Source organism: Leifsonia sp. 115AMFTsu3.1 (assembly GCF_004362795.1).
In the GTDB taxonomy this organism is placed as follows: domain Bacteria; phylum Actinomycetota; class Actinomycetes; order Actinomycetales; family Microbacteriaceae; genus Leifsonia.
On record NZ_SNYB01000001.1, the window covers coordinates 1,495,166 to 1,522,043 of the forward strand.

Below are 26,878 nucleotides of genomic sequence, written 5' to 3' on the forward strand. Positions count from 1 at the left end.
TGGGGTGGGCCCAGACAGGAGAATTGTGGCTGCAAAACCACGCGTACATGAGGTCGCGAGCGAGCTCGGCGTCGACAGCAAGGTCGCGCTCGCGAAGCTCAAGGAGATGGGCGAGTTCGTCAAGGGACCGTCCTCGAGCATCGAGCCCCCGGTAGCACGCAAGCTGCGTGCCGCGCTGGAGGCCGAGGGTGCGAAGCCGTCCGCCGAGAAGGCGACCGCTACCGCCCCGAAGGCGCCGTCCCAGGCGCCGCGTCCGGCCGCTCCGCGTCCGCCGCAGGCGCCCGCCGCCGCGACCGAGACGGATGCCGGGCCCAAGCCGCAGGCGCCGATGTCGGTCGCCGAGCGTCAGGCCGCGGCCGAGAAGGCCGCCGCCGAGAAGGCGGCGGAGAAGGCTGCTTCGAGCACGCCCGCCGCGGGCGCCCCGGCGACCCCGGACGCCGTCAAGCCGAGCTCCGCGCCCCGCCCCGGCGGCGGTGGCATCCCGCGCCCGAGCGCTCCGCGCCCCGGCAACAACCCGTACTCGTCGAACCAGGGCATGGGCCAGCGCACGCCGCGTCCGGGCAACAACCCGTTCTCGTCGTCGCAGGGCATGGGACAGCGTCCCTCGCCCGGCAACATCCCGCGTCCGACCCCGCCGCGTCCCGGTGCCCCGCGCATCGGCGCACCCGGTCAGGGTGGCGGCAACCGTCCCGGCCCGCGTCAGGGCGGCGGCGGTCGTCCCGGCTTCCAGCAGCGCCCCGGCACCGGTGGCGGTGCAGGAGCAGGCGCAGGCGGCGGCTTCCAGCGTCCAGGCGGCGGCTTCGGCGGCCCGCGCCCCGGTGGTGGCGGCGGTCGTGGTCGTGGACCGGGCGGCGGCACGGCCGGTGCGTTCGGCCGCGGTGGCGGCAAGAGCAAGGCCCGCAAGTCGAAGCGCGCGAAGCGTCAGGAATTCGAGATGCGGGAGGCCCCGTCGCTGGGCGGCGTGACCGTTCCCCGCGGCAACGGCGACACCGTCATCCGACTGCGTCGCGGCTCGTCCATCTCGGACTTCGCCGACAAGATCGACGCGAACCCCGCGTCGCTGGTCACCGTCCTCTTCCACCTGGGCGAGATGGCGACCGCGACCGAGTCGCTCGATGAGGCCACCTTCGAGGTGCTCGGCGAGGAGCTCGGCTACAAGATCCAGGTCGTCTCGCCCGAGGACGAGGACAAGGAGCTCCTGGAGGGCTTCGACATCGACCTCGACGGCGAGCTCGCCGGCGAGTCCGACGAGGACCTCGAGATCCGTCCACCGGTCGTGACCGTCATGGGTCACGTCGACCACGGTAAGACGCGCCTCCTCGACGCCATCCGCAACGCGAACGTCGTCGCGGGCGAGGCCGGCGGCATCACCCAGCACATCGGTGCGTACCAGGTGTGGACGGAGCACGAGGGCATCGAGCGTGCCATCACCTTCATCGACACCCCGGGTCACGAGGCGTTCACCGCCATGCGTGCCCGTGGTGCGCAGGTCACCGACATCGCGATCCTCGTGGTCGCGGCGGACGACGGCATCATGCCGCAGACCATCGAGGCGCTGAACCACGCTCAGGCGGCGAACGTGCCGATCGTGGTCGCGGTGAACAAGATCGACAAGCCGGAGGCCAACCCGGCCAAGGTGCGCCAGCAGCTCACCGAGTTCGGCCTGGTGGCGGAGGAGTACGGCGGCGACGTCATGTTCGTGGACGTGTCCGCGCGCAACGACATCGGCATCCAGGACCTGCTCGACGCGGTCCTGCTGACCGCCGACGCCGGTCTCGACCTCCGCGCCAACCCGAACAAGGACGCCCGCGGTGTCGCCATCGAGGCGAAGCTCGACAAGGGCCGCGGCGCCGTGGCGACCGTGCTCATCCAGTCCGGAACGCTCCGGGTGGGCGACGCGATCGTGGCGGGCACCGCCTACGGCCGCGTGCGTGCCATGGCCGACGAGAACGGCGAGGCCGTCTTCGAGGCAGCCCCGTCGCGTCCGGTCCAGGTGCAGGGTCTCTCCAGCGTCCCGCGCGCCGGTGACGTGTTCCTCGTCACCGAGGAGGACCGCACCGCCCGCCAGATCGCCGAGAAGCGTGAGGCCGCGGAGCGCAACGCGCAGCTGGCGAAGGCCCGCAAGCGCATCTCGCTCGAGGACTTCACCCGGGCACTGGAGGAGGGCAAGGTCGAGGCGCTCAACCTCATCATCAAGGGCGACGTGTCCGGTGCCGTGGAGGCGCTGGAGGAGTCGCTCATGAAGATCGAGGTCGACGATTCGGTCTCCCTCCGCATCCTGCACCGCGGCGTCGGCGCGATCACCGAGTCGGACATCGACCTGGCGACCATCGACAACGCGATCGTGATCGGCTTCAACGTCCGCCCGGACGTGAAGGCGCGCGAGCGTGCGGCCCGCGAGGGTGTGGATGTGCGCTTCTACTCGGTCATCTACAACGCGATCGAGGACATCGAGAACTCGCTGAAGGGCATGCTCAAGCCCGAGTTCGAAGAGGTCCAGTCCGGTGTCGCCGAGATCCGCGAGGTGTTCCGCTCCTCGAAGTTCGGCAACATCGCCGGTGTCATCGTCCGCTCCGGGACGATCACGCGAAACGCCAAGGCGCGGGTCATCCGCGACGGCGTCGTGGTGGGGGACAACCTCGCCATCGAGTCGCTGCGCCGGTTCAAGGACGACGTCACCGAGGTCCGTACGGACTTCGAGGCCGGTATCGGTCTCGGGAAGTACAACGACATCCAGATCGGCGACGAGATCGAGACGACCGAGCTTCGCGAGAAGCCTCGAGTCTGATTCGAGAGATGGCCGGTGGCTTCGCCACCGGCCATCTTGTCTGAAAGGAGCACAACCATGGCTGATCCGGCACGCGCGAGGAAACTCGCGGACAGGATCAAGGAGATCATCGCGAAGCGGCTCGATCGCGGTCTCCGCGACCCGCGCCTCGGCTTCGTCACGATCACGGACGTCCAGGTGACCGGCGACCTGCAGCACGCCACAGTGTTCTACACGGTGTACGGCACCGAGCAGGAGCGCGACGACAGCGCTGCCGCACTCAAGGCCGCCACCGGCATGCTGCGCAGCGAGGTCGGCAAGAACATCACCGCACGGCTCACGCCGACGCTGGAGTTCCAGCTCGACGCGATCCCCGAGAACGCCGCGCAGATCGAGAACCTGCTCCGCGAGGCGCGTCAGCGGGATGAGGAGGTCGCGGGACTCGCGGCCGGCGCGAACTACGCCGGCGACGAGGACCCGTACGTCAAGCCCCGCGAGTTCGAGGACGACGAGGACGAGGACGAGGACTTCGACGACGCCGACGAGGCGGACGACAAGCACTGACCGCCGCGCCGGGTCGGCTCTAGGCTGACGGCATGTTCGCCGTCACGTTCTACGATGCCGACCCGGACGCGTCTCCGGAGCAGTTCCAGCGTCTCGTCGAGACGTACCCCCGTCACAGGGCCTACCTCGACGAGTTCGCCGCGGGAGGCGAGGTGCTGATGATCGGCACCTTCGGCGACCCGGCCACGCAGGGCTCGATGGCGATCTTCCGCAGCCGGGAGGCGGCGGAGCGCTTCCTGGAGGGCGACCCCTTCGTCACCGAGGGCCTGGTGTACCGGACGCGCATCCAGGACTGGGACCCGCTCGTCTTCTCCGAGAGCTGACCCCCGACAGACTTACGGCAGCGTGTACCCGCCCTCGGCCGCGACGGCGAGACCGTCGGCGAGCAGCCCGGCCAGCGCACGGTCGCGCTGGGCGGCATCCGGCCACACGGTCTCGAGCTCGGCAGCGGTCACCGGGATGTGCGACGCCCGCAGCTCGGCGAGGATGCGCCCGCGCACCTGCCGGTCACTGCCCTCGTAGCGCTTCTGCACGGCCTTCTTCGGCCCGTCGTACGCGGGGTAGCCGGCCTGGCGCCACGCACAGCGCGACGCGACCGGGCACTCGCCGCAGCGCGGCGATCGGGCGACGCAGACGATCGCGCCGAGCTCCATCATCCCGGCGTTGAACGCCGCGGCGGCCGGCCGATCCTCCGGGAGCAGCGCCTCCATCGCGGCGAGGTCGCGCTTGCCGGGCGGGCCGGGTTCCGCCTGCCCGTCGATCGCCCGGGCGATGACGCGGCGGATGTTCGTGTCGACCACCGGGTGCCGGTTGCCGTAGGCGAAGACCGCGACGGCGCGTGCGGTGTAGTCGCCGATGCCGGGGAGCGCGAGCAGCGCATCCACGTCCTCCGGCACCACGCCGTCGTGCTGCTCGGTGATCGCTACCGCGGCCGCGTGCAGCCAGAGGGCACGGCGCGGGTAGCCGAGCGACTGCCAGGCGCGCACCGCCTCGCCGGGCGGCACGGCGGCGAGGGCGGCCGGGGTCGGCCAGCGGGTCAGCCACTCCTCGAGGCGCGGGATGACGCGGGAGACCGGCGTCTGCTGCAGCATGAACTCGCTGACGAGCGTGCCCCAGGCGGTGAAGCCGTCGCGTCGCCACGGGAGGTCGCGCCGGTTGGCGTGGTACCAATCCACCACCGTCCCGGCGAAGTCGTGCATGCATCGAGGCTAACCGGTGCGACGGCCTATGCTCGTCGCATGATGCTTCCTCCGACGCCGCGGGTGGTGTTCCTGCGCTCGCTGGTCGGTGACATCCGTGCGGTCTCGCCGGTCGGGCGGGTGATCGTCGTGGTCGACGGGGGAACCGTGGGAGGCCCGTTCGCCGACGACCTCGCGGCGGTGTTCCGGGAGTCCGGTGCCGACACGTTCCGGGCGCGGCTGGCGGACTTCCACAACTCGCGGTCGTACCGCACGCGCCTCGGCCCCGAGACGGAGGAGAGCTACTACCGCGACTCCTATGACTACGTGACGCTGCGGCGCGTGCTGCTCGATCCGTTCCGCCTCGGCGGCAGCGCCGGGTTCCAGACCGCGGCCTTCGACGAGGAGCGGGATCAGCCGGTCGAGGCCCGTTGGCTGACGGCCGGACAGGATGCGGTGCTCGTCGTCGACGGGGAGTTCGCCTTGCGTCCGACGCTGCGTGACGCCTGGAACGCCTCCATCCTGCTCGTGAACGCGCTGCAGGAGACCGTGTACCTCGACGATGCCCGTCCGCTCGCCCATGCCGACCACCTGGTCGACGATTCCGAGCCCGAGCTTCCGCTGCGTGTCGACCGCGCGCTCTGAGGCGGCCTTTCAGGCCAGCAGGGGACGCATCCGTTCGGCGACCTGGTCGGGCGTGAGGAAGGCGCCGGTGCGCTCCACCTCGTGCACGAGCGCGGTGATCGCCGCGTTGACCGGCGCATCGACTCCGGCGGTGTGGGCTTCGTCGACGACGGCGCCGTTCAGGTAGTCGATCTCGGTGAGCTGACCGCGGCGGATGCTCTGCAGCGTCGAGCCCGGGTTGGGCGTCGACCCCATCCTCCGCTTCATGAGCAGGGGGACGGCCTGGGCGGCCCAGCGCGGAGCCCGCGCGACCACGCGGAGGATGCGATCGTCGAGGCCCTGGATGCTCCCGTAGCGCACCCCGCGCGCATAGCCGACGCGGGTGGCCTCCTGGAGGCTCGCGGTCACGATGGGCCGCAACCGCCGGTCGCCGAGCACCTGCTGCGCACTCAGCCCGGTGATGGCCGGGAGGGCGTTGATCTGGTTGACCATGAGCTTCGTCCACTGTGCGCCGGTGAAGTTGTCGATCGCGAAGGCGGGCATCGCGGCGTCGAGGATGCGGGCGGCCTCGACGGCGGCGGCGGGCGGTGGGCCGTCCCCGGCGCCGAGGTAGGTGTTCGCGGTCGTCGTGACCGAGACGCGACCGGGGGAGAGATAGCTCGCGGCGTATAGCGCGAGGGCGCCGACGCAGTCGGATCCGGGCAGCAGCTGCTCCGCCTCGCGGAGGCCGGCGAGGCCGTTCTGCACGATCACGACGGTGATGCCGTCGAGGGCGGCCGCGTTGGCGCGGATCGCGGCGGGCGCATCCTGGGCCTTGGTGGTGACGAAGGCCAGCTCCGGGCGGGTCTGGAGGGTCTCCGCGGCGGCGACCCGCGCGGTGTGGACGCCCCAGCCGCCGTCGAGCCGGAGGCCGTCGTCGCGGATGACGGCCAGCTGCTCGCCGCGGGCCGTGACCTCGACCAGGTGGCCGACGCGATCGAGCAGCGCCGCGATCGTTCCGCCGATGGCTCCTGCTCCGATCACGCCGATACGCACGCGCTCCAGCCTAACGGCGGCGACCCCCTGACGATTCGTGCCGAATGTGCGTTATCGAAGCGCGATAACGCACATTCGGCACGAATCTGTGGTGGTCAGTCGGCGAGGACGGGGATGGGCTCGGCGTCAGCGAGGGCGGAGGCGGCCGACTCCGGCGCGGCGGCGGCGCGGGCCGCCGCTCGGCGGCCGGGTAGCGCCAGCGAGATCAGGGCCGCGGCGCCGAGCACCCCGGCGCCGACCCAGACGGCCGGGATCGCCGCATCCACGTATCCGGTCGGCGTGAGCGTCCCGCCCGCGCCGGTGAACACGGCGGTCAGGACGGCGACGCCGAGAGCGACCCCGACCTCCCGGAGCGTCGAGTTCGTACCGGACGCCTTGGCGTGGTCGGCCGGCCGCATGTTGGCGAGGACCGCCGTCGAGCTGGGCGCGAAGACGAGGCCCATGCCGATGCCGGCCAGGAGGAACGGGGGCCACATCTCCGAGTAGGGCAGCGTCGCCGACAGCGTCAGAGCGATCCAGCCCATCGACACCGCGAGGAGGGTCAGGCCGACGACCACCGGGAGGCGCGTCCCGGTCCGCGACGACAGCAGGCCGGTGAGCGGAGCGACGACCATCGGGGCGAGCGTCCATGGCATGGTCATCACACCAGCCTCGAGCGGGGTGTGGCCCTGCACGACCTGGAGGAACTGGATGAGGATGAAGATCGCCCCGAAGATGCCGAAGCTGAACGTTACACCGACGAGGTTCGCCACCGTGAAGCTGCGGTCGCGGAACAGCCGGAGCGGCAGCAGCGGCGCCGACGTGCGCGACTCCCAGAAGACGAACGCCACGAGCAGGGCCGCGCCGGCGATCAGGGGGATCAGGACTTCGGCGCTGCCCCATCCCGCGTCGTTGCCGCGGACGATCGCCCAGACGACCCCGAGCACACCGGGGGCGGCGAGCAGCAGGCCGACGACATCGGCGCGGACGCGTGCTCCGAAGCTGTTCGGCAGGGCGAGGAGCACCAGCGGGACGGCGATCACGCCGAGCGGGACGTTCAGCCAGAAGATGGCCTGCCAGTTCCATCCCTCGACCACGGCGCCGCCGATGAGCGGGCCGAGCGCGACGCCGAGGCCGGAGATGCCGCCCCAGATGCCGATGGCGGCGGGTCGCAGACGCTCGCTGACGCTGCCGGCGAGCAGCGTCAGCGACAGCGGCAGGAGGGCCGCAGCGCCGGCTCCCTGGAGCGCACGGGCGCCGATGAGCTGCCACGGCTCGGTCGAGAGGGCTGCCGCGGCGCTTGCGAGCGTGAAGATCGCGATGCCGCCGAGGAAGACGGAGCGGCGGCCGAGCCGGTCACCGAGGCCGACGGCCATCAGCATGAGCGTCGCGAAGGTGAGGGTGTACGCGTTGACCACCCACTGGAGCTCTTCGATGGAAGCGCTGAGGTCTTTGGCGATGACGGGCAGCGCGCTGGTGACGACGAGGTTGTCGAGGGTGGCCATGAACATCGGCAGCGAGGCGGCGACGATCGCCAGCCAGATCGGGATGCGCCGCGAGCGGGCGGTCGTGCCGCCGGCGTCGCGGGTGAGGGGAGCGGACATGCACGCCTCCAAGAAGTGTGGTTATCGGATGATTACAAGAGCTGACACTAGTAATCGGCTGATAACCTGTCAAGCGTGACAGACAAGATCAGCGAGAGGATCCCGTCGGCCGAGCGCCGCGAGCAGATCCTCGAAGCCGCCAGCCGGGTGTTCGGAGAGCGCGGCTACTTCGGCGCGACGACGGATCAGATCGCCAAGGCCGCGGGGATCAGCCAGCCCTACGTCGTGCGGATGTTCGGCGGCAAGGAGAACCTGTTCGTCGGCGTGCTCTCGCGGTCGCTCGACCGCCTGCTGGTCGCCTTCACCCGCACGCTGGAGGAGTGGAAGGCGGAGGGCTCGCCCGCTGCACCGGCTGCCGCCGTCGTCACGGACGGCACGCCCGTCGCCGGGGGACACGGCGAGATCGGCCGTCGCCTGGGCCTCGCGTACGTGAACCTGATCGAGGACCGCGGCCTGCTGCTGTCGCTGATGCAGGCGTTCAGCATGGGGCAGGACCCGACCATCGGCGCGAAGGCGCGCGACGGGTTCCTCGCGATCTACCGGCTGCTGCGCGACGAGGCCGGCTTCACGCCCGAGCAGGTGCGCTCCTTCCTCGCCGAGGGGATGCTGCTGAACACGCTCCTGGGGCTCCGGCTGCCCGACGAGTACGGCCGGGACGAGGCCGCGACGGAGTTGCTGGAGTGCACGTTCCGGACCAAGCTGGCGCTGGTGCTGGATGTCGCGGCCGAGAGCGGCGGAGGCGTTGCGTCCGCAGCCGCCTCCGCGCCCGTGGCGACGGCGAAGGCGCAGGGCGCATGACGGGCAGCGGTCTCATCCTCGTCGACAAGCCGGCGGGCATGACGAGCCACGACGTCGTCTCGCGCGTTCGGCGCGCGGCGGGAACCCGGAAGGTCGGGCACGCCGGGACGCTGGATCCGATGGCGACCGGGCTCCTCATCCTCGGCATCAACTCGTCCACGCGCCTGCTGACCTACATCGTCGGCGCCGACAAGGAGTACTTCGCGACCATCCGGCTCGGGGCCTCGTCGACGACCGACGACGCCGAGGGCGAGCTGGGGGAGCCGGCGCCGCAGGCCGCGCTCGACGCCGTGACCGCCGAGGCGATCGCCGCCGGGATGGCCGAGCTGACCGGCGAGATCGAGCAGATCCCCTCGTCCGTCAGCGCGATCAAGGTCGACGGCAAGCGCGCGTACGCCCGGGTGCGTGCGGGCGAAGCGGTGGAGCTGAAGCCGCGCGCGGTCACCGTCGCAGAGTTCGAACTGATCGGCACCCGTCGTAACGCGGGCGCGATCGACCTGGACGTGCGGGTCGTGTGCTCCTCCGGGACGTACATCCGCTCGCTCGCCCGCGACCTCGGCGCCGGTCTCGGCGTCGGCGGTCACCTGACGGCGCTGCGGCGCACCCGGGTCGGCACGTACAACGTGCGCGACGCCCACGACCTCGCTACGCTCGACGCGGAGGCCGCGCTGATCCCGGCGGTGGATGCGGCCGTCCGGCTGTTCGAGCGGCTCGACCTCACCGAACAGCAGGCGATCGACCTCACCCACGGCCGTCGCATCCACGTCGCCGACCGGGAGGATGGCGGCGGTGTGCCGGTCGCGGCCGTCGCCCCGAACGGAGCGCTGGTCGGACTCATCGAGTTCCGCGGAAAGGAAGCACGGACCCTGGTGAACTTCCCGACGGACGAAGCGGTCGGTCCCGCATGATCGAGTGGTTCGTCACACTCCAGGTGATCGTCGCGTGCGCTGCGGGCATCCTGTGCATCGTCCTCGGACTGATCGGGCGTCTGCCCGGCGACGTGTCGATGGGCGCCGTCGCGCTGGTGGAGGTGCTGCTGCTCGTGCAGCTGGTCATCGCGATCATCGCGCCCGCTGCGGGCAATCCGCCGTCCGGCAGCCTCGCCGAGTTCTACATCTACCTGATCTCGGCGATCATCCTGCCCCTGGCGGGCGGATTCTGGGCCCTCGTGGAGCGCAACCGGTGGAGCACCGTCATCCTCGGCGGCGTCTGTCTCGCGATCGCGGTCATGGTGTACCGGATGGGCCAGATCTGGTTCGTGCAGGGCGCGTGACCGCCTCCGCGGGCAAATAGAATCGAAGCGATGTCCCACCACACCATGTCCGCGCGCACCGACTCCGATCCGTCCTCCCCGAGGCGGCGGATGACGGGGGTGGGCCGGGTGCTCGTCTTCGTCTACGGCGTCCTGGCGCTGGCGGCGACCGGCCGCAGCGTCTTCCAGATCATCGACCGCTTCCACGAGGCGCCGGTCGCGTTCACGCTCTCCGGGCTCGCCGCCGTCGTGTACATCGTCGCGACCGTCGCGCTGATCGCGCCGGGCCGTGTCTGGTACCGCGTCGCGTGGGGCACCATCAGCTTCGAGCTCGCCGGCGTGCTCATCATCGGGACGCTGAGCCTATTTGCCCCCGCCGTGCTCGGCCTGCACGACATCGACCCGTTCGGCCGCGACGCCACGGTCTGGTCGGTATACGGGATGGGGTACCTGTTCATCCCGCTCGTGCTCCCGGTGCTCGGGATGCTGTGGCTGCGGAAGCATCGCCCGATCGAGCCGGTTCAGGACGCCACGTCGGGGGCCGCCTCGTGAAGGTCTTCCATTCCGTCGCCGAGGTGCCCGACGGATGGGGGCCCAGCGCCATCACCATCGGCAAGTTCGACGGGGTGCACACCGGCCACCGCGCGGTGATCGACCGGCTGCGCGCCGTCGCCGCGGAGCGCGGGCTCGTCTCGACGATCATCACCTTCGACCGCAACCCGCTCGAGGTGCTCGCCCCCGCGAAGTGCCCGCCGTCGCTGGTGAGCAACGCGCAGAAGCTCGACCTGCTCGCGTCGACCGGCGTCGACGCGACCCTCATGGTGGCTTTCGACCGTGCGCTCGCCGCGCTCGAGCCCGAGGAGTTCGTGCACCACATCCTCGTCGACCGGCTGCATGCCGCGGCGGTGCTCGTGGGCAGCGACTTCCGGTTCGGTGCGCGCGGCGCAGGTGATGTCGAGCTGCTTCGCCGGCTTGGCGAGACGTACGGCTTCACCGTCGAGCTCATCGACGACGTGCGGCCGGAGCACGGCCGGCGCGTCTCATCCACCTGGATCCGGGAGCTGCTCGCCGACGGCGACGTCGCACACGCGACCCAGTTGCTCGGCGCCCCTCCGACCGTGCGCGGGCTCGTGGTGCACGGCGCGGCACGCGGGCGTGAGCTGGGCTTCCCGACCGCGAACCTCTCGCCGGAGTCGGAGGGACTCATCCCCGCCGACGGCGTCTACGCCGGCTGGCTGACGGACGCGGGCGAGCGGTACCCGGCCGCGATCTCGGTCGGCAACAACCCGACCTTCGAGGGCGTCCCCCAGAAGCAGGTGGAGGCGTACGTGCTCGACCGCGAGCTCGACCTCTACGACCACACGGTCGAGGTCGCCTTCGTCGAGCGCATCCGCGGGATGGTCGCGTACACGGGCATCGAGCCGCTCATCGCGCAGATCGCGGACGACGTGAAGCAGGCGCGGCGCATCCTCGGCGTCGTCCCGGCGGCCGACGCTGACGAGCGCTCCTGATGACGGGCGCGAACCCGGCCGCCGACCGGCGGCCGCTCTGGCACGGGCGCGCGATCGCGCTGCTCGGCATCCTGCTGGTCGCGGCGAACCTCCGCACCGCCGTCGCCGCGCTGTCGCCGATCTTCGCCGAGATCCGCACCGAGTTCGACGTGTCGAGCATCGGCGTCGGACTGCTCGGGATGCTGCCGCCGGTGTGCTTCGCAGTGTTCGGCCTGGTCGCGCCGACCTTCACGCGGCGGCTCAGCCTCGAAGCCGTCGTCGTGCTCGCGCTCGGCGTCATGCTGGCCGGCCACCTCATCCGTGCGGCCGCGCCCTCGTTCGCGGTGCTGGCGGTCGGGTCGGCGGTGACCTTCGCGGGCATGGGCGTCGGGAACGTGCTGCTGCCCCCGCTGGTCAAGCGGTACTTCCCCGACCGGATCGGGCTCGTCACCTCGCTGTACGCGACCATCATGTCGGTGTCGACGCTGCTGCCCCCGCTCGTCGCGGTGCCGGTGGCGGATGCGGCCGGATGGCACGTCTCCGTCGGCATGTGGGCGGTGGTCTGCGCGCTCGCGATCGTGCCGTGGCTGCGCATCCTGATCACCCACCGGCCGGCGCACCCGGACCGCGACGTGGAGGTCGAGAAGGCGCAGCCGGCGATGGCCGGCCGGGTCTGGCACTCGCCGCTGGCCTGGGCGATGGCCGTGCTGTTCGCCGTGTCGAGCCTCAACGCATACGCGATGTTCGCCTGGCTTCCGGAGATCCTGCACGACGTGGCCGGGCTGACTCCGATCGAGGCGGGGGCACTGTTGTCGGTGTATGCCGGGATGGGCATACCGGCGGGGCTGCTGGTTCCGATGCTGGCCGCGCGGATGCGGAACGTCGCCTGGCTGATCTACGCCGGCGTCGCGTTCTTCGTCGTCGGGTACCTCGGTCTCATCCTCGCGCCCGGCGCCGCGACGTGGCTGTGGGTGGCGCTGGCCGGGCTCGGGCCGCTGCTCTTCCCGCTGTGCCTGGTGCTCATCAACATGCGGACGCGGACGCACGCGGGGTCTGTCGCGCTCAGCGGGTTCACGCAGGGCCTCGGCTACACCCTCGGGGCCCTCGGCCCCCTCGCGGTCGGCGTGCTCCACCAGCTCACCGGATCCTGGACGCTCGCCCTCGTGGTGCTGACCGCGACAGCCCTCGCGGCCGCCGCGGCCGGCGCCGTCGCCGCCCGCCCCAAGTACCTCGAAGACTGACCCCCGTCACGTCGGTTCGCCCCCCGTCGAGTACGCAAAAACTGCACGCCCAAGCGGCGCGTCGTGTGCAATTTGTGCGGACTCGACGGTGGGGGTTAGGGGAGGAGGGCGGCGCGGTGGATGAGGGCGGCGGCCCCGATGAGCGGACCCTCGGAGGAGAGGGCGGACGGGACGATCCGCACCTTGCGCACGAACGGGAAGTAGTGGTGCTCGATGACGTCGCGCATGTGGTCGAAGAGGTCCGGCGTCGAGTGCGAGAAGCCGCCGCCGATCGCGACGAGCTCCAGGTCGAGCAGTGCGGTCGCCGACGCGATCGCGCGGCCGACGGCCTCGCCGGTGCGGGCGATCGCCTCGCGTGCCACGAGATCGCCCGCGACGTACGCCGCCGCCAGCTCCTCACCGGTGACGCCCTCGAAACCCTGCTGCCGCGCCCACGCGACGGTGTGGGGCCCGGACGCCATGGCCTCCAGCGCATACGGGTTGCCGAACGTGTCCTCGCCCTTGATGTCGCCGACCTCGACGTGCCCGATGTGGCCCGCGTTGCCGGTCGGACCGGTGATCACGCGGCCGCCCACGATGAGCCCGCCGCCGATCCCGGTCGAGATGACCATCCCCATGACGTTGTCGACGCCCTGCGCCGCCCCCACCCAGTGCTCGGCCATGGTGATCGCCACGCCGTCCATCTCGAGGGTCACGGGCACATCGAGGGAGAGTTCGGCGGCGACGCCGGCGACGAAGTCGCGCATCGGGTAGTCGCGCCAGTGCGGCACGTTGAGCGGGGAGACCAGCCCGCGCTGCCGGTCGATCGGGCCGGCGCTGCCGATGCCGACGCCGATGATGGCGGCGTCGGACGGGAGGGATGCGGCGGCCGCGCGCACGACGCCGCCGACCGACTCCTCGAGCTCCGGGACGGTGGCGTTCCGCCCGGTCGGACGGCGGTGCCGGGAGCCCTCGACGAGGCGGCCCTCCGCATCCACCAGGGCGGCTTCGACCTTCGTCCCGCCGAAGTCGACGGCCAGGACGTAGGGGGTGGGGGCGGTGGCGGCTGTCAGCGAGGGGTCTGTGGGCACGACCCAACGATAAACGAAACGGCCTCTGCTCATTTGAGCATCCACCACACACATGTTGCTCAGGCGCGCACGCCCTTCCTAAGCTGGAGGGGTGGCCCTGAACGATTCGGACGAGATCCTCGCCGTCAAAGCCGCGGAACTGTACTACGAGGCCGGCAAGACGCAGGACGAGATCGGCGTCGCCCTCAACGTCTCGCGCTGGAAGGTCGGCCGCCTGCTCGTCGCCGCCCGTGAGCACGGCTTCGTGCGCATCGAGATCGTGCACCCCAGCGCCCGCCGGTTCTCGCTCGAACGCGAGCTCTGCGGCTTCTACGGCCTGATGGATGCGGTGGTCGTGCCCGCGGCGGAGTCCGACTCCGAGGTGCAGGGCCGGGTGGCGCAGGCCGCCGCTGACTACCTGACCACGCTCCGTCCCGTCCCGCGCACCCTCGGCGTGAGCTGGGGCCGCACGCTCCACGCCGTCGCCGCGCGCCTGCGGCCGGGTTGGGCCGTCGGGGTGAACCCTGTCCAGATCAACGGCAGCGTCTCCTCTACCCGCCAGGCCACCGCCGCCGCCGACACGGCCGTCGTCATCGCGCGCAAGGCGCAGGGCACCGCGACCCTGCTCCCGAGCCCCGCGATCTTCGAGCACGCCGCCACCCGCCGGGCGATCGAGGCCGACCGCTCGGTGCAGAGCGTCCTCGAACTCGCCCGCGACGCCAGCGCCTATCTGTTCAGCGCGGGCGTCGTCGACACCAGCTCGGTCCACGTCGACTCCGGCTACCTCTCGGTGGAGGATGTCGCCGCACTCGCCGAGAAGGGCGCGGTCGGCGACGTCGTCGGCCGCTTCATCACCGACGACGGACAGGTCGCCGACCCGGAGCTCAACTCGCGGACGCTGGGGCTCAGCCTCGACGAGCTCCGCTCGGCCCGCACCTCCATCGCCGTCATCGCCGGGGAGGCCAAGCACCGCGTCGCCCACGCCGTCGTCGCGAGCGGCCTCTGCACGACGCTCATCACCGACGAATCCACCGCCAACGACCTGCTCGGGCGCGCGGCGCCCGGCACCACCGCTCCGTAGCATCCGAGCTGCACCACCTGGAGGAACACGTGACCATCGAGACAACGCCGCCCGTGCGCACCCTCGCACCCGCGGCCCGCGCCGTCGAGGTGCTCGGCGGCGACCTGACGGAGGGATCGCTCCGGCGTTACCTCAACGGCATCCCGGGAGTGGATGCGGTGGGCCTGGAGCAGCGCGCGGCCGGCCTCGGCACGCGCTCCATCAAGACCACCAGCAAGAAGTGGGCTCTCGACACCGTCATCGAGCTGATCGACCTCACCACCCTGGAGGGCGCGGACACCCCCGGCAAGGTGCGGTCGCTCGCCGCCAAGGCACTCACCCCCGACCCGTCCGACCCGTCCACTCCGCGCCCCGCCGCGGTCTGCGTCTACGGCGACATGGTGCCGTATGCCGTCGAGGCGCTGGGCGCCGCGCACGCCGGCGCCGTCCGCCGGGCCGGAGGCACCGGGGGCGTCAACGTCGCCGCCGTAGCGACCGCCTTCCCGAGCGGACGCGCCTCGCTCAAGGTCAAGCTGGCAGACACGGCGGAAGCCGTTGCGGCCGGCGCGGACGAGATCGACATGGTCATCGACCGCGGCGCCTTCCTCTCCGGCCGCTACGGGCTCGTCTTCGACGAGATCGTCGCCGTCAAGGAGGCGTGCCGCCGCGAGGACGGCACGTACGCCCACCTCAAGGTGATCCTGGAGACGGGCGAGCTGAACACGTACGACAACGTGCGACGCGCCTCCTGGCTGAGCATCCTCGCGGGTGGCGACTTCATCAAGACGTCCACCGGCAAGGTGTCGCCGGCCGCGACGCTCCCGGTGACCCTGCTGATGCTGGAGGTCGTGCGCGATTGGCACCTGCTCACCGGCGAGGAGATCGGCGTCAAGCCGGCCGGCGGCATCCGCTCGTCGAAGGACGCCATCAAGTACCTCGTGACCGTGGCGGAGACGGTCGGCGAGCGGTGGCTGCAGCCGCACCTGTTCCGGTTCGGCGCCTCCAGCCTCCTGAACGACGTGCTCCTGCAGCGCCAGAAGCTGGCCACCGGGCACTACTCCGGCGCCGACTACGTGACGATCGACTGAAAGCTGACCAGACCATGAGTTTCCTCGAATACGCACCGGCTCCCGAGTCGCGGTCGATCCTGAACCTGCGCGACCAGTACGGCCTGTTCATCGACGGCGAGTTCGTCGACGGGCACGGTACGCCGTTCCAGACCATCTCTCCCGCGACGGAGGAGCGCCTGGCGACCATCGCCACCGCCGACTCCTCCGATGTGGATGCGGCCGTCGCCGCCGCCCGCCGCGCCTACGACCGCGTCTGGTCGCGGATGAGCGGCAGCGACCGCGGCAAGTACCTCTTCCGCATCGCCCGGCTCGTCCAGGAGCGCGCCCGCGAGCTCGCCGTGGCCGAGAGCCTCGACAACGGCAAGCCGATCAAGGAGAGCCGGGATGTGGACGTCCCGCTCGTCGCCGCCTGGTTCTTCTACTACGCGGGATGGGCGGACAAGCTCGAGCACGCCGGCCTCGGCCCTGCGCCCCGCGCGCTCGGGGTCGCCGCGCAGGTGATCCCGTGGAACTTCCCGCTGCTGATGCTCGCGTGGAAGATCGCTCCGGCCCTCGCCGCGGGCAACACGGTCGTGCTGAAGCCGGCCGAGACCACCCCGCTGACCGCGCTGCTGTTCGCCGAGATCGTGCAGCAGGCCGACCTCCCGGCGGGTGTCGTGAACATCGTCACCGGTGCAGGGGAGACCGGGCGCGACCTGGTCGCCCACCCGGACGTGAACAAGGTCGCCTTCACCGGCTCCACCGCCGTCGGGCGCGAGATCGCCCGCACGGTCGCCGGAACGTCCAAGAAGCTGACGCTGGAGCTCGGCGGCAAGGCCGCGAACATCGTCTTCGACGACGCGCCCATCGACCAGGCGGTCGAGGGCATCGTCAACGGCATCTTCTTCAACCAGGGCCACGTCTGCTGCGCCGGAAGCCGCCTGCTGGTGCAGGAGAGCATCCACGACGAGGTCGTCGAACGGCTGAAGAGCCGCCTGTCGACGCTGCGCCTCGGCGACCCGCTCGACAAGAACACCGACATCGGCGCGATCAACTCGGCCGAGCAGCTGCAGCGCATCCGCGAGCTGTCCGACATCGGAGAGGCGGAGGGCGCGGAGCGCTGGACGGCGGACTGCGAGATCCCCGAGAACGGCTTCTGGTTCGCGCCGACCATCTTCGACAACGTGTCGACCAGCCACCGTATCGCCCGCGAGGAGATCTTCGGCCCTGTGCTGTCGGTGCTGACCTTCCGCACACCGGCCGAGGCGATCGCGAAGGCGAACAACACGCCGTACGGACTGTCGGCCGGTATCTGGTCCGAGAAGGGCAGCCGCATCCTGGCCGTTGCCGACAAGCTGCGGGCCGGCGTCGTCTGGGCCAACACCTTCAACCGCTTCGACCCCGCGAGCCCGTTCGGCGGCTACAAGGAGTCCGGCTACGGCCGCGAGGGCGGTCGCCACGGTCTGGGCGCGTACCTCGTGCCCGGCCGCTCGCTGGCGCCCGCGTCGCCGCTCCGCATCCCCGCCGTCCGCCCGACCCGCAAGGGAGCCTCCAAATGAGCCGCCTGGCTGTTCCGAAGACCTACAAGCTGTACATCGGCGGGAAGTTCCCGCGCAGCGAGTCCGGCCGCACCTACGAGGTCGTCTCCGCGAAGGGCGCGTTCCTGGCGAACGCGGCCAAGGCGTCCCGCAAGGACGCCCGCGACGCGGTCGTCGCCGCGCGCGCGGCCGTGTCCGGCTGGTCCGGCGCCACCGCCTACAACCGCGGCCAGGTGCTGTACCGGATCGCGGAGCTGATGGAGGGGCGTCGCGCTCAGTTCATCGACGAGATCCAGAAGTCCGAAGGCGTGTCGACGTCTGCGGCGACCGCAAAGGTCGACGAGGCCATCGACCGCTGGGTCTGGTACGCGGGATGGGCGGACAAGTTCGCGCAGGTCGCGGGCAACGCCAACCCCGTCGCCGGCCCGTACTTCAACATCTCGGTCCCGGAGCCGACCGGCGTCGTCGCGATCGTCGCACCGCAGGACTCCAGCCTGCTCGGGTTCACCAGTGCGGTCGCCCCCGCGCTCGTCGCCGGCAACACGGTCGTCGTGATCGCGAGTGAGCGCTTCCCGCTCTCGGCGATCAGCCTCAGCGAGGTGCTCGCGACGAGCGACGTGCCGGGCGGAGTCGTCAACATCCTGACCGGGTCGCCGGCCGAGATCGCGCCGTGGCTGGCTTCGCACGCCGACGTCAACGCCCTCGACCTCGTCGGCGCGGGCGACCTCGACTGGGTGGACCTGCAGATCGCCGCGGCCGACACCCTCAAGCGCGTGCTGACGCCCGAGAACGGCCCGGACGCGGCAGCGCCCTCGCTCGACCGGATCGCCTTCTTCACCGAGACGAAGACGGTCTGGCACACGAAGTCGCTGCTCTAGGCCGCCCGAGCCCGCTTTCCTTCCCCTTGTCGCGGATGTGGGGGAGGATGGGGGCGAGGAACGGGGACACGGTATGACGGATGAGTGGAGACCGGAACGCGGTGAGCTGGCCCTCGTCGGCGACAGCCTGACGCAGGGAGGCGACTGGGATGCGCTGCTTCCGGGCGAGGCGGTCCGCAACTTCGGGATGGCCGGCGACACCACCGACGACGTGCTCGCACGGCTCGGAGACGTGATCGACACGCGGCCCGCTCTGGTGGCGCTCCTCATCGGGACCAACGACCTGGCCTGGCGCCGCTCGGTGGAGCACGTCGTGCGCAACGTCGAGACCATGCTCGTCACGCTGCGCAAGGAGTTGCCGGAGACGCGCATCCTCGCGCAGTCGGTGATGCCGCGGGGGCACGAGTTCGCCGACCAGATCCGCGACATCAACCGGCACCTCTGGCAGTTCGCGCCGACCGTGCACGCGGGCTGGCTCGACCTGTGGCCGGCGATGGCGCTGGAGGACGGCGAGCTGAATCCGGCATACACCGAGGACCGCCTGCACCTGAACGCCGAGGGCTACCGCGTGTGGGCCGGCGAGCTCATCCCGGCGCTGGAGCGCCTCCGCGAACTGCCTCCGTCGAGCCGCGCCATCACCCTGCCCGACCTCGGCGGCGCCGCCTAACCCCTCCCGCCCCTCCGCCCCTCCGCCCACCGTCGAGTCCGCAAACTTTGCACACGACGCGCCGCGTGGACGTGCAAAGTTTGCGGACTCGACGATGGGCGGATCAGCGGCGCAGCGCACGGCACGCGAGGTGCACGGCGAGGCGGGTCTCGGGGTCGGCCAGGTCGAGACCGAGCAGCTCCTGGGCCCGGGCCACGCGGGTGGAGACCGTGTTGCGGTGGAGGCCCAGCGCTTCGGCGGTCGCCGCGATGCCCGATTCGTGATCCAGATACGCGGCGAGCGTCTCGACGAGCTCCGGCCCGCGCGCGATCAGCGGGGCCAGCAGGGATTCGGCGGCCGGGACGAACGTGTCGCTCTCGGTCCACGACAGCAGCAGCTGCTCCAGTCCGAGCGCGTCGATCCGCACGAAATAGCCGGTCGCCGAGCGGCCCGCTGCGATGCGGGCGGCGTCCGACGCTCCGTCGATGGTGGTGACGAGGCCGGTCGCGCCGCTCTCGAGTGTCCCGACGCCGGTCGCGACGTTGAACACGCGGCGCGCGGCGGTGTGCACCGCCAGCAGCGCCCGGACGCTCTCCTCGACGCGGCTCGGCGGGGGAGGCGTGGCGAAGCTGAGCCAGCCCGTCACCCCTCGGCCGCTGGTGGCGGCGTGCGAGTCCACGGGAAGTGCCGTCAGCTCCCGCGCCACCAGCCGCAGCAGCTGGAGTGTGTCCAGGCGGGAGCGTCCGACCAGCCGGAACCCCAGGTGGTATCCGGTCGTGCGCCAGCCGCGCTCCAGCATCCGCTGCTCCAGATCGGAGTCACGGCTGTCGCGCAGCTCGAGGAAGTCGCGGAGCAGGCCCGAGGCGACGGCGGCATCGTTCACGTCGGCGACCTCGTCGATGAGGATGCGCGCCGCCACCGCCGGCATGGCGACCTCCGCCGCGACCGCAAGGGCGCTCAGCTGGACGGCCCCGAGCCCCTGCCCGAAGACGGCCAGCCGCAGGCCCGCCCGGCTGGGGCTGTCGACCCGCACCGAGGCCGCGGACCCCTCCGGCAGCTCGACCGTGCTGATCCAGGGACCGAAGTCGACTGCGGCGTGCACGACCGCAGGAAGCGATTGCCCGGCCTCCAGCAGCACGCCTTCGCTGTCGATCAGGGCGACACCGTGGCCGACGCTGGCGGAGAGGTGTCGCAGCAGGTCCGCGAGGTTGTCGGCGTGGTACTCGATCGACTGCGCGACGCGGCGCACGTACCCGAGGGTCAGCGCATCCCGGCCCTCGCGGAGCTCCCACCCCGCACGCGCGAGCGCCATCGGGTCGGTCGCGCCGAGGAGCGCGAGACCCAGACGCTCCGCGAGCGAGCGGGTGCCGGCGCCGAATCCCTCCGCCTCCGGGAGCACCAGCCCCCGGTAGCCGCGGTCGCGGACGCGGCGCACCAGCGCATCCTGCTGCCAGGGCGTCGCCGGTGGAGGGACCGTGAGCACCGCGAGTCGTCCGTCGCCGTCGGCCGGCAGTCCCGATTCGTCCGCCGCGACGACGAGCTCCCGCCAGACGACCGATGGATGCGCTCCGGCGATCCCGCGCAGCCCGCCGTTCGCGGGATGCGCGAACAGCGCGGCGAGGTCGAGTCCGTCGCTCACGCGGGCACCTCCAGCCCGCGCAGCCCGAACCCGGCGGGGGTGATGTGCCGTTCGCGGTCGGGGGAGGACGTCCACCACGCCGGGGCCCCCAGCGCCAGCACGATCACGTTGCGGGCGAGGGTGATCTCGTCGACCTGGAGGACGTCGCCCGAGACCGAGTCGAGCGCCACGATGATCTCGGGGCTCGCGGCGGTGGTCACGCCGTCGCGCACGACGGCCAGCAGCTCCGACCGCGCCACCAGCCGAAGGAGCGCGCCGCCGTCGTCGTCGAGCTGGATGGCGCTCACGTACGGGTCTTCGATCGAGGCCTCGACTCCGGCCACACGGCCCGTGCCGAGGAGCCGGGCGCCGAGCGCTTCCGCGAGTGCGGCCGGCGCCAGGCTCCGGTCGGCGCCGCCCCGGCCGAGACGGAGGGCCCGCGTCGGGGTGCCGAGCACGCCGTGCTCGGTGAGGTCGCCCACGGTGAACCCGGCGATGAGTACGGCTCCGGCGCCTCCGGCCTGCACGATGGCGGCGCGCACCTGGCTCTCGACGTCGGCGGGGCGGGCGGTGTCGATCACGACGACGCCACCGCCGGTGTCGCAGACCGCCACCACGCCGGGGACGGCGTCCACCAGCAGCGAGATCTGATCGAGCCGGGGGAGGGCGCGTCCCATCAGGTCGGCGTCGACGAGGTCCAGGCGGTCGGCCAGGAGCAGCGGGCTGAGCCCGTTCATCCCGGCACCTTCCAGCCCGCACACGGCCCGGGCGCGCACCCCGGTCCAGCGCTCGGCGGCGGCCAGAAGCGGCCCGAACGCGTCGGCGGCGGGAAGGCGCTCGGTCAGCAGGTACGTCGACCCGGCGAACGCAACGGCGACGCACGGCGTGGACGGGTCGAACTCCTCCGGCTCCCGCAGGGCGATCGGCCAGATCGGGGCGTCCTGCACCATGAGCTCCAGCATCGTGGTCGCCCCGCCGCCTCCGGAGCCGAGCAGGGAGAATCCCCGGGCGAGAGCAGGCAGGCTCTCCTGTCCGAGAGTTCTCATGCCCTCCAGAGTAGGCGGAGACCGCCGCGGCGACGGCGTCAGACCAGCGCCTGCGCCGTCTCGACGGGGACGAACTCCTCGGTCAGCCCGAACGCGCGCGGACCGAAAGCGGCGAGCGCTGCGGGAGTCCGCATCATCTCCGGGGTGGAGATGCCGAGCACGCGCACGCGCTGTCCGTAGCGCAGACCCTCCGTGGTGATCGGCTCTCCCGACTCGATGTCGGTGACGCAGATCAGGTCGGGCACGATCGCGACGAGCTCGCCGTCGCGGTGCGCCGTGAGGTTCTCGTTCTGGAAGCGGATCTCGAGCGTGCTGCCGGAACCGCCCGTCCCGTCCCTCGTCCCGTCGAGCGACGAGATCGTGGCCCGGCCCTTGGCGAAGCCCTCGGTGGTGCGGCGCTCCACGTCCGTCACCTTGCCGGCGAACAGCTCCCGCACCTCCGAGTACAGCGTGGTGGAGAGGGTCTGCGCGATCGCCTCGAAAGGCGAGCGGTGCTCCTCCCGCGCTTCCCGGATCGCCCGGCCGAGGGCGAGCGCCATCGAGAGCGTGCGCGGGACGGCGGTGCGCTTCACGTCGGCGCCGCTCATCGCGTACTCGGCGATGTGCCCGACTCCGCCCAGCCGGATGGTGATGCCGCGCGCCAGCCACTCCATCTGCCGGTCGTCGTCGCCGGTGTCGATGATGACGGTCTCGCCCCGCTCTCCGGCGAGCGCCAGGGGAGACCCGTGCACGCCGTACACGGCGAACGTCTCCATCGACAGCTCGGGGAACGCGCGGCCCATGCCGTCCGCATCCACGACCGGCAGTCCGGTCTCGGCGGCGACGATCAGCGGGATCATCGAGTTGATGCCACCACACTCGATCGGCATGGTGGCGTCGGCCGACCGGCCGAGGTGCGCCTCCAGCGTCCGCAGCGCGAGGGTCGGCTCCGTACCCGCCGGGATCTTCTCGATCATCACGGTCGGAGCGCCCATCTGCGCCGTCGGGATGACGAACGTGTCGTCCGCGAGGTCGTCCGGGTCGAGGATGGTGATGCCGCGCTCGCCGAGGCCGCTCTCGCTCAGCACGCGGGCGACGAGCATCTGACCGATGTAGGGATCGCCGCCGCCGCCCGTTCCGAGCAGTGTCGCGCCGCGGGCGAGGTCCGGGAGGTCGGCCGCGGTCAGCGTCCAGTTCACGCGGTCACCTCCTCGAGGGTGCGCTCGACGGTTCCGTCGAAGCGGTGCGACGGCAGGTCGTAGCCGAAGTATCCGGGGCCGACCATGGCGAGCGCCTCGGCGCTGTGCCAGCGCGGGTCGCTGGGCGCGGCGATCACCCGCACCCGCTGGCCGTACCGCAGGCCCTCGGTGGTGATCGGCTCCCCGCTCTCGGCGTCGAGCACGATGATCAGGTCGGGAGTGGTCACGAAGACCTCGTCGCCGGACCGCGCGATCAGATGCTCGTTCTGGAAGGCGAGGTCGAGCGACGACTCCGCGCCCTCGATGCGGGCGCGCCCGCGGGCGAACCCGGCGGTGGTGCCGCGTTCCACATCCACCACCTTGCCGGAGAAGAACTCGCGGCCGCCGAGCAGCTCAACGGTCGCCGCGACCGCGTCGGTCTTCGCCGCGCGGGCGGCGGTGATCCCGGAGCCGATGGCGAGGCAGTGCGTCAACGAACCCGGGACGAGCGCCTCCCGCGCGACGGCGCCGCTCATCGGGAAGCCGGAGATCATGATCGAGCAGCCCATCTCGACGCAGGCGACGCGGGCGATCCGCTCGGTCCAGTGGTTGTCGGCGGTGTTCAGCACGCCGACGTTGCCCTTCTCGTCGCCGAAGGCGAGCGGGGACGCCGTGACGCCGTACAGCGTCGGCAGCACCATCTGCAGCTCGGGGAACGCGCGGCCCATGCCGTCGGCATCCACCAGCGGCAGTCCGAGCGCTGCGGCCGCGGCCACCGGGATCGTGGAGTTGACCCCGCCGATCTCGGCGCACGCCACGTGGGTGACCGGCCGCCCGAGATAGGTGCCGAGGGCGTGGACGGGCGCGATCACCTCCTCGAGGCTGGGCAGCTTCTCGACCATGACGGTCGGGGCGCCCATCATCGCGACGGTGAGCACCAGGGCGTCGTCGGGCACCTCGTCGAGGGAGACGACGGTCACCGGTCCGTGCTCGGCGAGCGCCTGGGCGGCCAGCAGAGACCCGATGTACGGGTCTCCGCCTCCTCCCGTCCCGAGCACGGCGGCGCCGCGCGCGAGCTCGGCGATGCGGTCGGCGGTCAGCGTCCAGCTCATACCCGCACCTCCATCGCCAGGTCGCCGACGGCCTTGACCCGGATCCGGGTCGCGTTGCCGGGCAGGTACGGGATGGGCACCTCGTCGAAGTCGACGATCGCGACCGACGTGGGGGAAGCGCCGGCCGCGATCGCCTTGTCCACCGCCTCCGCCCGAACGGCGGCGATGGCCTCCTCGCGGCGGCCGGGCTCGACGGCGTACACCTTGTCGATCTCGCCCCCGACCTGTGCGATGGATGCGCCGATCGCGTTGGCGACGGCGTAGTTGTCGGGCCGATGCACGGCTCCGAAGATCGGCAGCTCGTCCGGCAGCAGGATCGAGCCGCCGCCCACCGCGACGACGGGGATGGGGTCGGGGGAGGTGCGCATCCGGTCGACGGCCTCTGCGACGCGTTCGGCGATGCGGTCGAGCACCCGCTGCACGAAGGCGGGGTCGAGGTGGGCGACCTTCGCGGGGTCGCCGATGTCGGCGCGGCCGGCAGCGACGGCGATGTCCGTCGCGGTCAGGGTCGAACCGCCGAAGACGAGGGCCTCGGAGGTCAGCCGGTAGCCGACCGACTCGGGCCCGACCTCCGCCGTCTCGGTGTCGACGATGGACCCGCCGCCGATGCCGATCGACAGCACGTCCGGCATCCGGAAGTTGGTGCGCACGCCGGCAACCTTGACCTCGTTGGCGGTCTCGCGCGGGAAGCCGTTGACGAGCAGGCCGATGTCGGCCGTCGTTCCGCCGATGTCCACCACCGCGCAGGTCTCGAGGCCGCTGGTGAGGGCGGCGCCGCGCATGGAGTTGGTCGGGCCGGAGGCGAAGGTCGCCACCGGGTAGAGGCGCACGTAGTCCTCGTCCATCAGCGTCCCGTCGTTCTGGCTGAGGAAGATGGGCGCGTCGATGCCCTGGGCGCGCACCGCAGAGGTGAGGCCGTCGACGATCTCGGAGGCGAGCTCGCGCAGCGCCGCGTTGATGATCGTGGCGTTCTCGCGCTCGAGCAGCCCGATGCGCCCGATCTCGTGCGACAGCGAGATGGCGACGCCGTCGCCCAGCTCGTCCGCGACGATGGCCGCCGCCTGCGTCTCGACGTCGTGGTTCACGGGCGAGAAGACGGATGAGATGGCCACCGACCGCACGCCGTTAGCCGCCATGTCGGCCGCGATGCCCTTGAGCTCGGCGACGTCGATCGGCGAGATGGGACGACCGTCGAACTCATAGCCGCCGTGCGCCAGATAGCTCCGGCCGCCGATCGCGGCGATGAGCGACTCCGGCCAGTCCACCAGCGGGGGAAGGGCCCGGGTGGCGGGCAGGCCGAGGCGGAGGGCCGCGGTGGGCGCGAGCCGCTTCGCCTCGACGAGCGCGTTGATGAAGTGCGTGGTGCCGATCATCACCGCCTGGATGTCGTCGCCCCGGAAGTCCCGCGCCGCCCGCAGCGCTTCGATCGCGCTCACGATGCCGCTGGTGACATCCGGGCTCGTCGAGTTCTTGACGCCGGCCAGGGTGGTCCGGCCGTCCATGAGCACTGCGTCGGTGTTGGTGCCGCCGACGTCGATGCCGATATGCATGTTGTGTCGCTTTCTGTGGTGATGGGGCGGTTCGGGAGCCGGGGCTCAGTTGGAGGCGACGGCCTCGGGGCCGGAGGGGGCGTCCGCCGCGGGTGCCGTCGTCGCGCCGTCCGCACCGGCCGGAGCCTGGATCGTCGTGGCACGGCCGACGCCGCGAACCCAGCCGAGCTTGCCGGCGACCGTGTAGAGCACGATCGAGAGCAGCAGCGACCAGATGGCGGGGATGCCCCAGGTCACGAAGTAGCCGACCAGCGAGGAGACCAGCCACACGAGGAGGGTGACGGGCACGATCCGCGGGGCGTGCTCCGGGAGGCGGCCGGAGGCCCGGGTGGCGTCGAGGTCGCCGCGCCACCGGCGGACGAAGAAGTACTCGGCGACCATGATGCCGGCGATCGGCGGGAAGGCGACGCCGAGGATCGTGAGGAAGCCGGTGAACTGGGCGAGGATGCCCGCGGCGGCGAGCACCGAGCCGACGATGCCGAGCACGATCGTCGTGGTCACGCGGTGCAGGTTCTTCGCGAACGCGGTGGAGATGAAGTTGACCAGTCCGAGCGTGGACGAGTACAGGTTCCAGTCGTTGATCTTCAGCGTTCCGGTGATGACGATGATCAGGCCGACGAAGCCGATCGACGAGGTCACGATGGCGACGATGTCGCCGCTGGCCGCCGCGTGGGCGAGCAGCACGCCGGCGAGGCCGATGACGAACTCGCCGAGCGTCACGCCCAGAACGGTCTGCTTGACGACGTCGGCCCGGCTGCGGTTGAACCGCGTCATGTCGGCGGTGATGATCGCGCCGACGATGAGACCGCCCGCGACGATTCCGGTGCCCTGCCAGACCGACATCGTCGGACCGGGTGCGGGCGACGTCATCAGCTCGCCGAGCGAGTGCTTGCTGAGCTCGCTGATGATCGACCAGCCGACGAGGATGAGGAACAGCGGGACGGTGATGTTCGCCAGCCACTGCATCCCGACGAAGCCGTACGCGACGATGGCGGTGACGGCCAGGCCGAACAGCAGGCTCCAGACCCACACCGGCATGACGCCGGGCATGAGCACGTTCAGGGATTGGGCGGAGATGGCGGACTGGATGCCGAACCAGCCGATGAGGCTGATGCCGATCGCGAGGCCGACGAGGGAGGCGCCGATCTCGCCGAAGCCGGTCCAGCGGGCCAGGAGGGCCGTGTTCAGCCCCTCCTTCTGCCCGATGATGCCGACGATGCACATGATCACCTCGAGGATGATCGAGCCGAGAAGCAGCGCGAGCGCCGCCTCGCCGAAGGTCATGCTGTAGCCCAGGGTCGCCCCGAGCAGGAACTGCGAGAGAGCCGAGACCTGACCGAAGCGCTGCACCGCGATCCCGAACCACGGCTTGCGCGCGTCGGGGGTCACACGGGAGAGGGCGAAGTCGTCGGCATGAGCTGTGCGTGCCATTGGATGTCCTTCATACGGGTGGAGGGGGACGGTTGCCCGAAACCGTAGCCAGCGCCCCCACCCGCACGGAATGTGCACCCCGCACGACTTCGACCCGACTCTGTGCACTTCGCACACCCCGGCTCATCTCTCCCGCCGCTCCGCCCCAGCCGTCGAGTCCGCAAACTTTGCACGCGCCGCGCGGTCGCGGCGTACAAAGTTTGCGGACTCGA

The 26,878-nt window shown here is 71.4% G+C and carries 25 protein-coding genes; 15 read left to right on the top strand and 10 right to left on the bottom strand.

Going from position 1 to position 26,878, the window contains the following annotated elements; all coding sequences use genetic code 11:
* Positions 1 to 25 precede the first annotated feature (25 nt).
* From infB to AXZ95_RS07280, 3 genes are read left to right on the top strand one after another with little or no spacing between them, the layout of a single operon-like run.
* On the top strand, positions 26 to 2,788 hold the full coding sequence (infB, locus tag AXZ95_RS07270) for a translation initiation factor IF-2 (RefSeq protein WP_018190365.1): 2,763 nt from the start codon (positions 26 to 28) through the stop codon (positions 2,786 to 2,788).
* A gap of 57 nt (positions 2,789 to 2,845) precedes the next feature.
* On the top strand, positions 2,846 to 3,331 hold the full coding sequence (gene rbfA, locus AXZ95_RS07275) for a 30S ribosome-binding factor RbfA (RefSeq protein ID WP_018190366.1): 486 nt from the start codon (positions 2,846 to 2,848) through the stop codon (positions 3,329 to 3,331).
* Positions 3,332 to 3,363: 32 nt separating this feature from the next.
* Entirely contained in the window at positions 3,364 to 3,654 is a 291-nt protein-coding gene (locus tag AXZ95_RS07280; RefSeq protein ID WP_018190367.1) for a YciI family protein, read from the top strand.
* A gap of 12 nt (positions 3,655 to 3,666) precedes the next feature.
* On the opposite strand, the gene AXZ95_RS07285 is transcribed toward AXZ95_RS07280, so the two are convergent.
* Positions 3,667 to 4,530 carry an A/G-specific adenine glycosylase gene (locus tag AXZ95_RS07285; RefSeq protein ID WP_018190368.1) on the bottom strand — a complete coding sequence of 288 codons (864 nt, stop codon included), beginning with the start codon at positions 4,528 to 4,530 and terminating at the stop codon, positions 3,667 to 3,669.
* A gap of 39 nt (positions 4,531 to 4,569) precedes the next feature.
* Between AXZ95_RS07285 and AXZ95_RS07290 the strand changes: the two genes are divergently transcribed.
* Positions 4,570 to 5,154, top strand: a complete 585-nt coding sequence (locus AXZ95_RS07290; RefSeq protein WP_018190369.1) for a hypothetical protein — start codon at positions 4,570 to 4,572, stop codon at positions 5,152 to 5,154.
* Positions 5,155 to 5,163: 9 nt separating this feature from the next.
* Here AXZ95_RS07290 and AXZ95_RS07295 read toward each other — a convergent pair whose 3' ends face one another.
* Both AXZ95_RS07295 and AXZ95_RS07300 read right to left on the bottom strand, forming a co-directional pair.
* On the bottom strand, positions 5,164 to 6,168 hold the full coding sequence (locus AXZ95_RS07295) for a 2-dehydropantoate 2-reductase (RefSeq protein ID WP_018190370.1): 1,005 nt from the start codon (positions 6,166 to 6,168) through the stop codon (positions 5,164 to 5,166).
* Between the two features lie 95 nt (positions 6,169 to 6,263).
* Positions 6,264 to 7,751 (bottom strand): DHA2 family efflux MFS transporter permease subunit, encoded by a 1,488-nt coding sequence (locus tag AXZ95_RS07300; RefSeq protein ID WP_018190371.1) that lies wholly within the window; start codon positions 7,749 to 7,751, stop codon positions 6,264 to 6,266.
* Between the two features lie 75 nt (positions 7,752 to 7,826).
* On the opposite strand from AXZ95_RS07300, the gene AXZ95_RS07305 reads away from it, so the two are divergent.
* Genes AXZ95_RS07305 through AXZ95_RS07330 form a run of 6 tightly spaced genes read left to right on the top strand, consistent with a single transcriptional unit; the run spans position 7,827 to position 12,532 of the window.
* A complete protein-coding gene (locus AXZ95_RS07305; protein ID WP_018190372.1) occupies positions 7,827 to 8,549 on the top strand; it encodes a TetR/AcrR family transcriptional regulator in 723 nt (240 codons plus the stop codon).
* Complete coding sequence (truB, locus tag AXZ95_RS07310; protein ID WP_018190373.1) at positions 8,546 to 9,457, top strand: tRNA pseudouridine(55) synthase TruB; 912 nt, start codon at positions 8,546 to 8,548, stop codon at positions 9,455 to 9,457. Before AXZ95_RS07305 ends, truB begins: the two co-directional genes overlap by 4 nt.
* Positions 9,454 to 9,822 carry a hypothetical protein gene (locus AXZ95_RS07315; RefSeq protein ID WP_018190374.1) on the top strand — a complete coding sequence of 123 codons (369 nt, stop codon included), beginning with the start codon at positions 9,454 to 9,456 and terminating at the stop codon, positions 9,820 to 9,822. The genes truB and AXZ95_RS07315 overlap by 4 nt, the downstream gene beginning before the upstream one ends.
* Positions 9,823 to 9,852: 30 nt before the next feature.
* Positions 9,853 to 10,353: a hypothetical protein gene (locus AXZ95_RS07320; RefSeq protein ID WP_018190375.1), complete on the top strand. Its 501-nt coding sequence runs from the start codon at positions 9,853 to 9,855 to the stop codon at positions 10,351 to 10,353.
* Entirely contained in the window at positions 10,350 to 11,312 is a 963-nt protein-coding gene (locus AXZ95_RS07325; protein ID WP_018190376.1) for a bifunctional riboflavin kinase/FAD synthetase, read from the top strand. The genes AXZ95_RS07320 and AXZ95_RS07325 overlap by 4 nt, the downstream gene beginning before the upstream one ends.
* On the top strand, positions 11,312 to 12,532 hold the full coding sequence (locus AXZ95_RS07330; protein ID WP_018190377.1) for an MFS transporter: 1,221 nt from the start codon (positions 11,312 to 11,314) through the stop codon (positions 12,530 to 12,532). Before AXZ95_RS07325 ends, AXZ95_RS07330 begins: the two co-directional genes overlap by 1 nt.
* Before the next feature lie 95 nt (positions 12,533 to 12,627).
* Here the strand turns inward: AXZ95_RS07330 and AXZ95_RS07335 are convergent, their stop codons facing one another.
* Positions 12,628 to 13,602 (bottom strand): ROK family protein, encoded by a 975-nt coding sequence (locus tag AXZ95_RS07335; RefSeq protein ID WP_018190378.1) that lies wholly within the window; start codon positions 13,600 to 13,602, stop codon positions 12,628 to 12,630.
* A gap of 91 nt (positions 13,603 to 13,693) precedes the next feature.
* Between AXZ95_RS07335 and AXZ95_RS07340 the strand changes: the two genes are divergently transcribed.
* The 5 genes from AXZ95_RS07340 to AXZ95_RS07360 all read left to right on the top strand — a co-directional run bounded on the left by AXZ95_RS07340 (position 13,694) and on the right by AXZ95_RS07360 (position 18,773).
* Positions 13,694 to 14,662 carry a sugar-binding domain-containing protein gene (locus tag AXZ95_RS07340; RefSeq protein WP_018190379.1) on the top strand — a complete coding sequence of 323 codons (969 nt, stop codon included), beginning with the start codon at positions 13,694 to 13,696 and terminating at the stop codon, positions 14,660 to 14,662.
* A gap of 29 nt (positions 14,663 to 14,691) precedes the next feature.
* Positions 14,692 to 15,729, top strand: a complete 1,038-nt coding sequence (gene deoC, locus AXZ95_RS07345) for a deoxyribose-phosphate aldolase (RefSeq protein WP_018190380.1) — start codon at positions 14,692 to 14,694, stop codon at positions 15,727 to 15,729.
* 14 nt (positions 15,730 to 15,743) lie between these two features.
* The gene (locus AXZ95_RS07350) at positions 15,744 to 17,249 is read left to right on the top strand and encodes an aldehyde dehydrogenase family protein (protein WP_018190381.1); all 1,506 of its coding nucleotides are present in this window, start codon (positions 15,744 to 15,746) and stop codon (positions 17,247 to 17,249) included.
* Positions 17,246 to 18,106 carry an aldehyde dehydrogenase family protein gene (locus AXZ95_RS07355; RefSeq protein ID WP_018190382.1) on the top strand — a complete coding sequence of 287 codons (861 nt, stop codon included), beginning with the start codon at positions 17,246 to 17,248 and terminating at the stop codon, positions 18,104 to 18,106. The genes AXZ95_RS07350 and AXZ95_RS07355 overlap by 4 nt, the downstream gene beginning before the upstream one ends.
* Before the next feature lie 73 nt (positions 18,107 to 18,179).
* The gene (locus AXZ95_RS07360; protein ID WP_018190383.1) at positions 18,180 to 18,773 is read left to right on the top strand and encodes an SGNH/GDSL hydrolase family protein; all 594 of its coding nucleotides are present in this window, start codon (positions 18,180 to 18,182) and stop codon (positions 18,771 to 18,773) included.
* Between the two features lie 103 nt (positions 18,774 to 18,876).
* On the opposite strand, the gene AXZ95_RS07365 is transcribed toward AXZ95_RS07360, so the two are convergent.
* The 6 genes from AXZ95_RS07365 to AXZ95_RS07390 are packed head-to-tail and all read right to left on the bottom strand — an operon-like array spanning position 18,877 to position 26,666.
* Complete coding sequence (locus AXZ95_RS07365; protein WP_018190384.1) at positions 18,877 to 20,391, bottom strand: helix-turn-helix domain-containing protein; 1,515 nt, start codon at positions 20,389 to 20,391, stop codon at positions 18,877 to 18,879.
* A complete protein-coding gene (locus tag AXZ95_RS07370; RefSeq protein WP_018190385.1) occupies positions 20,388 to 21,416 on the bottom strand; it encodes a DUF917 family protein in 1,029 nt (342 codons plus the stop codon). The genes AXZ95_RS07365 and AXZ95_RS07370 overlap by 4 nt, the downstream gene beginning before the upstream one ends.
* A 38-nt stretch (positions 21,417 to 21,454) precedes the next feature.
* Positions 21,455 to 22,594 (bottom strand): DUF917 domain-containing protein, encoded by a 1,140-nt coding sequence (locus AXZ95_RS07375; protein WP_018190386.1) that lies wholly within the window; start codon positions 22,592 to 22,594, stop codon positions 21,455 to 21,457.
* A complete protein-coding gene (locus AXZ95_RS07380; RefSeq protein WP_018190387.1) occupies positions 22,591 to 23,685 on the bottom strand; it encodes a DUF917 domain-containing protein in 1,095 nt (364 codons plus the stop codon). The genes AXZ95_RS07375 and AXZ95_RS07380 overlap by 4 nt, the downstream gene beginning before the upstream one ends.
* On the bottom strand, positions 23,682 to 25,235 hold the full coding sequence (locus tag AXZ95_RS07385; RefSeq protein WP_018190388.1) for a hydantoinase/oxoprolinase family protein: 1,554 nt from the start codon (positions 25,233 to 25,235) through the stop codon (positions 23,682 to 23,684). Before AXZ95_RS07385 ends, AXZ95_RS07380 begins: the two co-directional genes overlap by 4 nt.
* Positions 25,236 to 25,280: 45 nt before the next feature.
* Positions 25,281 to 26,666: a cytosine permease gene (locus AXZ95_RS07390; protein WP_018190389.1), complete on the bottom strand. Its 1,386-nt coding sequence runs from the start codon at positions 26,664 to 26,666 to the stop codon at positions 25,281 to 25,283.
* Between the last annotated feature and the right edge of the window lie 212 nt (positions 26,667 to 26,878).